The 5,229-nt window shown below is 65.2% G+C and carries 4 protein-coding genes, 1 tRNA gene and 1 pseudogene; 1 reads left to right on the forward strand and 5 read right to left on the reverse strand.

Translation table 11 applies throughout. From position 1 onward, the window contains the following. Positions 1–141, forward strand: a pseudogene (locus RBR29_RS10255) (RNA-binding S4 domain-containing protein); the annotation flags it as partial. Between the two features lie 90 nt (positions 142–231). Here the strand turns inward: RBR29_RS10255 and RBR29_RS10260 are convergent. The 5 genes from RBR29_RS10260 to RBR29_RS10280 all read right to left on the reverse strand — a co-directional run. Then, positions 232–307: transfer RNA gene (locus RBR29_RS10260), tRNA-Asn, on the reverse strand. A gap of 49 nt (positions 308–356) precedes the next feature. Next, positions 357–1,985 (reverse strand): DHA2 family efflux MFS transporter permease subunit, encoded by a 1,629-nt coding sequence (locus tag RBR29_RS10265; RefSeq protein ID WP_320349041.1) that lies wholly within the window; start codon positions 1,983–1,985, stop codon positions 357–359. Continuing rightward, on the reverse strand, positions 1,982–3,181 hold the full coding sequence (locus RBR29_RS10270; protein ID WP_320349043.1) for an HlyD family efflux transporter periplasmic adaptor subunit: 1,200 nt from the start codon (positions 3,179–3,181) through the stop codon (positions 1,982–1,984). The genes RBR29_RS10265 and RBR29_RS10270 overlap by 4 nt, the downstream gene beginning before the upstream one ends. Before the next feature lie 19 nt (positions 3,182–3,200). Beyond that, a complete protein-coding gene (locus RBR29_RS10275) occupies positions 3,201–4,628 on the reverse strand; it encodes an efflux transporter outer membrane subunit (protein ID WP_320349046.1) in 1,428 nt (475 codons plus the stop codon). 98 nt (positions 4,629–4,726) lie between these two features. After that, positions 4,727–5,229: MarR family transcriptional regulator (locus RBR29_RS10280; protein WP_320349047.1), on the reverse strand; the 503-nt coding region annotated here is incomplete at its 5' end.

The following is a 5,229-nucleotide window of genomic DNA, read 5'->3' on the forward strand; positions in this document are numbered from 1 at the left end:
GAGGAAACCCCCGACAGCATCGCGGCGCGGGAGCACGCCGCCGAAATGCGTCGGCTGGCGCCTGAGCCGGCCCGGGATCTTGCAGAGGGGCGTCCGACCAAGCGCGACCGCAGGCAGATGGATCGATGGCGGGGACGCTAGTTTTATTTTGGATATCTGATGGTATTGCGGAGATATTCGAAAGGAAAACAAAAACGCCACCCGGAAGGTGGCGTTTTTGCTTGAATTTCTTGGCTCCCCGAACAGGGCTCGAACCTGTGACCTGCGGATTAACAGTCCGTCGCTCTACCGACTGAGCTATCGGGGAACTGCGAAGAAGCGAAACTATAGCATAAATTTTTATTTCTGCGCAAAGTTCAATGCGCGCCTGCGGCCTCTGATCCTCCACGGATTGCCGATTTGGGCCGGGCCAGCCAGATCAGGCCGATCAGGACCAGAAAAATCAGCGCCGAGGCGTAGAAAATATCGGTCGCCGACATGGTGTAGGCCTGTTGATTGATGACCCGGTCCAGCATGCCTGCGCTGCGCTGCGGGTCTACGCCCAGGGTTTGCAGGCCGCCCATGATGTGGTCGAAGGCCGGTTCGCCGGGCCGGGCGACTTCCGTCAGGCGGCTGTGGTGCAGCGAGGCGCGATTGTCCCAGATCGTGGTGGTGATCGAGGTGCCGAAGGCCCCGCAGACCAGGCGGAAGAAATTCGACAGGCCGGCAGCGGCGGGGATCCGGTCGGGGCTCAGGCCCGATAGAGAGATGGTAGTCAGCGGAATGAAGAACGTCGCCATGGCGGCCCCCTGGATGAAGGTCGGCAGCATCACCGTGTACAGGTCCACGTTGGTGTTGAACTGGGCGCGCATGTAGCTGATCAGGGCGAAAATCAGGAAAGCGGCCGTGGCGATCGGGCGGGGGTCGAGGCGGGCCAGCAATTTGCCCACCACGGGGGACAGGATGATTGCCAGGATGCCGACCGGTGCCGAGGCCACGCCCGCCCAGGTGGCGGTGTAGCCCATGGTGTTCTGCAGCCACAGGGGCAGCAGCACGACCGTGCCGAAAAACACGCCATAGGCGACGGACAGGGCGATGACCCCGGTGGTGAAGTTGCGTTGCGCGAACAGGGTCAGGTCGATGACCGGGTGCGCGGCGGTCAATTCCCAGATCAGGAAGTAGACGAAGGCCACGACCGTGACCACGGCCAGCACGCAGATCATTGGGCTGGCAAACCATTCCAGTTCCTTGCCTTTGTCCAGCATCAGCTGCAGGGCACCGACCCAGACGACCAGCAGGAACAGGCCCATGCGGTCGATGGGCAGGTGGACGCGACGAGATTCCCGTGATTTGTAGACCTGCCACGAGGCCCAGCCGGCGAGCAGGCCGACCGGGACGTTGATGTAGAAGATCCAGGACCAGGAATAGTTGTCGGAGATCCAGCCGCCCAGCAGCGGTCCGGCGATCGGGCCGACCAGGATCGTCATGGACCAGAGCGCCAGGGCCATGCCGGCCTTGGCGCGGGGGTAGCTGGCCAGCATCAGGGACTGGGACAGGGGAATCATGGGGCCTGCCACGGCGCCTTGCAGCACGCGGAAGAACACCAGCGATTCCAGTGACCAGGCAAAACCGCACAGCCAGGAGCTGATGACGAACAGCATGACCGAGAGCACGAACAGGCGCACCTGGCCGAAACGCTGCGTCAGCCAGCCGGTCAGCGGGACGGTGATGGCGTTGGCCACCGCAAATGAGGTGATGACCCAGGTGCCTTGGGTGGCGCTGACCCCCAGATCGCCGGCAATGGTCGGAATCGAGACGTTGGCGATCGACGAGTCCAGCACGTTCATGAACACGGCGGCGGACAGGGCGATGGTGCCGAAGGCGCGCGCACTGCCCTCCAGCGGCGGGTAGGCTTCGGCCGGCGGCTGGGCTGCGGCAGCGGGGGCCTCATCATCCCCGGGCAGCTTGCCGGTCGCGTCCTCCTGAGAGATGGGCGTGGTGCTCATGAAGCGAGATTGTCCTGGATGATTTGGTGGATACGGGCATCGATTTCGGCAGGGTCGTGATCGTAGACCGGCGTGCTCAGGGCGGGTTCAGTCGTCTGGGCCTGTTGGGCTGCGTCCACCTGTTCAGGTGCGGAGGACAGATTGACCTCGACCGTCATGGACAGGCCCACACGCAGGGGATGTGCCTGGAGTTCCTGTGGGTCCAGGCGGATGCGCACAGGCACCCGCTGGATGACCTTGATCCAGTTGCCGCTGGCATTCTGCGCCGGCAGCAGCGCAAAGGCGCTGCCGCTGCCGGCGGCGATGCCGACGACCGTGCCGTGATAGGTGACCTTGTTGCCGTACAGGTCCGAGACCAGAGTGGCCTGCTGGCCGGGCCGCATGGCATCCAGTTGGTTTTCCTTGAAATTGGCCTCGACCCACAGGCTGTCCAGCGGGACGATGGTCATCAGCGCTGTGCCGGGCTGGATGCGTTGCCCCAGCTGGACCGGGCGCTGGGCGATCATGCCGCCTACCGGGGCCAGGACCCGGGTGCGGATGCTGGCCAGCCAGGCCTGGCGCACTTGATCGGCAGCCTGCTGTACGTCGGGATGGGTGGCCACGGAACTGCCCCGGGTCAGGGCCTGGTTGGTGGACAGCTTGGCGCGTGCGGCAGACAGGCCGGCACGTGCCTGGGCCAGGCTGGCTTCGGCGGATTTCACGGCGATCTGGGCGTGCCGCAATTCCTCGCCACTGACGCCGCCGGTGCCGCGCAGCGCGTTGCGCCGCTGCAAGTCATTGCGCGCCTTGCTGAGCAGGGTTTCTGCCTGCGCGACGTTGGCCTCGCCCACGGTCACGTCAGCGGCCAGGGCTTCGTTCTGGACGAACAGGGTCTGGGTGTGGCGCACGGTCTGCGCCAGGGCGGCCTCGGCCTGTGCCAGGGCGATGTCGGTATCGCTGCCGTCCAGGGTGACCAGGCGCGCGCCTTGCGGGACCGTCTGAGTTTCCTCGGCGCCGATGTCCACGACGGTGCCTGGGATCTGGGCGCTGATCTGGACCAGATTGCCGTGGACATAGGCGTCGTCCGTGGATTCGTAGCGAGCGGCAAAGAGCAGCCACCAGGCTCCGTAGAGCAGGGCGGCCAGAACGAAGATGCCGGTGGCCCAGAGCATCAGGCGGGCGCGTGAGGGAGAGGTGCTGAGGCTGGATGCGATCATGATGCAGTCGAGAAAAAGTTCACGGTTGGGTCAGGTGTGTGGCGGTGCTCGGTATGTTGCCGTCCTGGACGTAGCCGCCCCCCAGGGCGGTCGCCAGCTGCACGTCCAGGACGTAGGCGCGCGCGTGCAGATCGGTGGTCTGTACGGTTTGTTTCAGTGCTTCGCTTTGCGCCAGCAGCACCTGCACGAAGTCGCCCAGACCAGCCTTGTAGCGACGCAGGGCCACGTCGTAGGCGGATGCGATGGCCTGCATGCTGGCTTCCTGGTGGCGAATCTGTTCGTGCAGTGACAGGATCGAACTGCGCGCATCGGCCACTTCGCGCAGCGCACCCAGGATGGTTTCGTTGTAGCGGGCGATGGCCTCGTCGCGTTCGGCGCGGCGCCCTTCCAGCCGGGCGTTCAGGTTGCCGGCGTTGAAGATCGGCAGGGTGATGACGGGTCCGGCGCTGTAGTTCTCGCTGCTGCTGCGCACCAGCTTGTCCAGTCCCAGGGACAGATAGCCGAAGGTGGCCGACAGGTCGATATTGGGCAGGAAATCGGCCTTGGCGGCGGAAATTTCAGCGCCCGCCGCCAGGGCTTGCAGGCGTGCGGCGGTGATGTCCGCGCGCCGGCCCAGCAGGGCCATGGGCAGAACGTCCGGGCTGTTGGGCGGCAGCGCAGCGCCTGGGCGTGCGGCCAGCGGCGGCAGCTGTTCGGGTGCCTGGCCCAGCAGGGCGGCCAGTTGATGGCGCAGCAGCTGGGCGTTGTTGCGTGCCTGGCTGAGCTGAACCCGGGCGGATGAGACCGCTGAATCAGCCTGGTCCACATCCACCTGGGTGCCCAGGCCGTTCTGGAAGCGGTTGCGGGTGATGTCCAGGGCTTCCTGCAGCTTGCTGGCGATATGGTCGATGGCATCGGCCTGGGCCTGGGCGTTCTGCAACTGGAAATAGGCCTGCGAGACAGCAGACACCAGCAGCACGCGGGCCTGCTGGCGGCTGGCTTCGGCGGCCGCAGCGCGCAGGGACGAGGCGCCAGCCAGGGCGCGCTGGCGGCCCCACAGGTCCAGATTGAAGTCCAGTTGCAGTCCCAGCCCCGTGTCGGTCTGGTACGAACCGCCCAGCGGCGGCGGATAGATGGAGTTTTCGCTGTAGCGCTGTCGTGTCAGGTGGTAGTTGGCGTTGACCTGCGGCCATTGCACGGCCCGCGCGCTGCGGGCCGCAGCCCGGGCGATTCGCACGCGGGCGGCGGCGGCGTCCAGCGACGGGTTCGATCGCAGGGCCTGGTCGATCAGGCTGTTCAGCTGCGCGTCCTGGTAGCGCGTCCACCAATGATCGCCCGGCCAGGCGATGGCGGCTTCGGATAGTTCCAGGGCTCGGGCATCGAGCGCCCGGGTGGCGGGCGCGCCCGGATTCATGGGGGCGCAGGCGGCAAGCGACAGGGCAAGCAACAGGGAGGCGAGCAGTTTCATGCTGACAGGAAGCTGAATATTGTTGATTGGGCTGTATCTGACTAGTCAGTCATTGGTGGGCGTCAAGGCGCGGTGGTTGGCGTGTCTGGGGGAGAGGATCAGTGAGTGTCGGGGCGTTGTATGGCCTGCTGGAGATGGTGTTCACCGTTCGTGATCATGCGCTTGAGCAGGGCGATCAACATGCGGATTTCATCTTCGGAAAAGCCATTCAGGTGAATGTTCAGGGTTTGGGCGATGACGGGCAGGATCTGATCGGCCACACTGCGGCCCGCATCCGTCAGCACGAGTTTCACGACACGCCGGTCTTCGGGCACGCGTTCACGCTGCAGGAAACCCTTGGCTTCCAGGCGGTCCAGCATGCGTGTCGTGGCGCCGGTGTCCACGTCCAGGGCGCGGGCCAGTTCGGCAGGCGTGTCGATGCCCCGGTGCAGGATCAGCAGCAGCGGACGCCATTGATTGGCCGTCAGGCCCAGAGGACAGCCGTGCAGGTCGATGACGCGATGCAGCAGATTGTGTACGTGCTTGATGAGCAGGCCGATGTTGCGCTCGGGGCTGAGGTCGCCAGGAATGCTGTCGTAATACCGACAGGTTCCGTCTGGCT

Source organism: Castellaniella sp., from assembly GCF_034007085.1.
Taxonomy (GTDB): Bacteria; Pseudomonadota; Gammaproteobacteria; order Burkholderiales; family Burkholderiaceae_B; genus Castellaniella.